The sequence below is a fragment of the Candidatus Berkelbacteria bacterium genome, assembly GCA_016187225.1.
In the GTDB taxonomy this organism is placed as follows: Bacteria; Patescibacteriota; UBA1384; order JACPKC01; family JACPKC01; genus JACPKC01.
The window spans coordinates 1-1,530 of sequence record JACPKC010000012.1; the positions used below are offsets into that span (position 1 = coordinate 1).

Sequence of the window (1,530 nt, forward strand, 5' to 3'; positions counted from 1 at the left end):
GGAGAAAATCTTGAAATGTCTTTTAATCAGAGATATCTGCTTGAGGTATTGGAGCCCATAAATTCCGATAGCGTCATTCTGCGTTTTTCAGGCGCGAGCCGGCCCCTTTTAATTCAAAATCCCCGCGATGTTTCGTATCTTTATCTGGTAATGCCGATGAAGAGTTCGTGAGCTATTAAGTTTATCTAAATAAGAAAACCGCCGGGGAGTGCCCTGCTCCCTCGGCGGTTTTTGCTCTTTTTATCCTTATGGTTCGGAATCCGTTTGCGCGGCTATGGTTTTCTTCCGGAGGTAAAGCAGAATCAGCCCCCCTAGCACTCTGCCGACAAATGGAAGCGCCGTAACGAAGAGAAAAAGGTCCTCCTCTTTGGCGCCACCACCCCATTCGGTCTTGGCTATGTATACAGCATTACCGGCGAAAACGAGCACGAAATACAAAGAGACGAGCGCGCCAAGCCCGGCAAGCGCGGCGCCAAGCGCGGTGTACGTGGCGGCTAACGCGACAAGCTCAACGGCAAATGCAGCAGCTTCGGATGCCAACCCAACATAAAACGCGGAGGGCATATAGGCGCCGCACACGATGGCGATAAGCCGCGTGGTGGCGAACAAGATGGTGAGAGCAGCGATACCCGCGGCAAGCACAGCAACGGACGCGGCGACCCCAACACTGTTTGTCGCGTGGTAAACAAGGACACCGACTGCAACCTGAAGGGCGTCAAAGCCAATTCCCCATTTCCACAGTTTCAACATTTTTCCTCTCCTTTCTCTGAGGTTGATTGTGAACGCAGAATTTCAAGAATTTCACGGACTTCTTCTGGCGTCTCCGGCATATCTTTCTTGAATTTCGTGCGACAAGCCCCGATGTATTTTTCCAGGGTAGTGCCGCGCCTCGCGAGCTCCAACCGAAGTTTTATTTTTTGCAGGCTATAAATGATGTCCCACCTCGCTTGTATCTCGTTTAGGTAGTTGCCGTACTCTTCATACCTTTCACGCCACTCCTGCGCCTCCTCCTCAATTTTCTGCATCTCCTCCTTGTGTTTCTGCTTCTCCTGTTCTCGCTCCCTTGCCTGCCCTAGTTGCAGCGCAAAAAGGAAGCCGCCTAGTACAAACATCATCACTAGAACAGGTGAAAACATTATAAGATAGCACAACACGATATTCCACCATTCGTCAAAGCTCATTTTTCCTCCTCCTCTTTTTGTGCCGGTTTTCAAAGCAGCTACTGACTTTCTGCCCCCATTATACATCAAACAGATACTTTGTCAAGGAGTAGGGACAAGAAAACCTTTGTAAAACATACTGCTCTTGACAAACTGTGCAAGGGTCTTGACACAAAATACTGCGGGTGTATAATGGAGAGATATAATGCGTGAGTTGGAAGAATTGGGATTTTCTGAAAATGAAGCCCGAATTTATGCGGCTAATTTAGAGTTGGGCCCCTCAACCGTGGCCGATATTGCCCGAAAAGCGGGCGTTAACCGCACCACCGGCTATAATATTTTGGAAGTCCTGGTGGCAAAAAGAATGGCC

4 protein-coding genes are annotated in these 1,530 nt (G+C 49.2%); 2 read left to right on the forward strand and 2 right to left on the reverse strand.

Annotation, left to right across the window (positions count from 1 at the left end; translation table 11 throughout):
* Nucleotides 1-171 (forward strand): DNA polymerase III subunit beta (locus HYW32_04515; protein MBI2590248.1); only part of this gene is annotated, 171 nt, incomplete at its 5' end.
* A gap of 75 nt (nt 172-246) precedes the next feature.
* Here HYW32_04515 and HYW32_04520 read toward each other — a convergent pair.
* Both HYW32_04520 and HYW32_04525 read right to left on the reverse strand, forming a co-directional pair.
* Complete coding sequence (locus HYW32_04520; GenBank protein ID MBI2590249.1) at nt 247-750, reverse strand: hypothetical protein; 504 nt, start codon at nt 748-750, stop codon at nt 247-249.
* A complete protein-coding gene (locus HYW32_04525; protein ID MBI2590250.1) occupies nt 744-1,250 on the reverse strand; it encodes a hypothetical protein in 507 nt (168 codons plus the stop codon). The genes HYW32_04520 and HYW32_04525 overlap by 7 nt, the downstream gene beginning before the upstream one ends.
* Before the next feature lie 115 nt (nt 1,251-1,365).
* On the opposite strand from HYW32_04525, the gene HYW32_04530 reads away from it, so the two are divergent.
* The coding region (locus HYW32_04530; GenBank protein MBI2590251.1) for a TrmB family transcriptional regulator at nt 1,366-1,530 on the forward strand (165 nt) is incomplete at its 3' end.

Excerpts from the sequence above, each read along its gene's own strand:
- HYW32_04520 (MBI2590249.1), bottom strand. The coding sequence starts at position 750 with ATGTTGAAACTGTGGAAATGGGGAATTGGCTTTGACGCCCTTCAGGTT.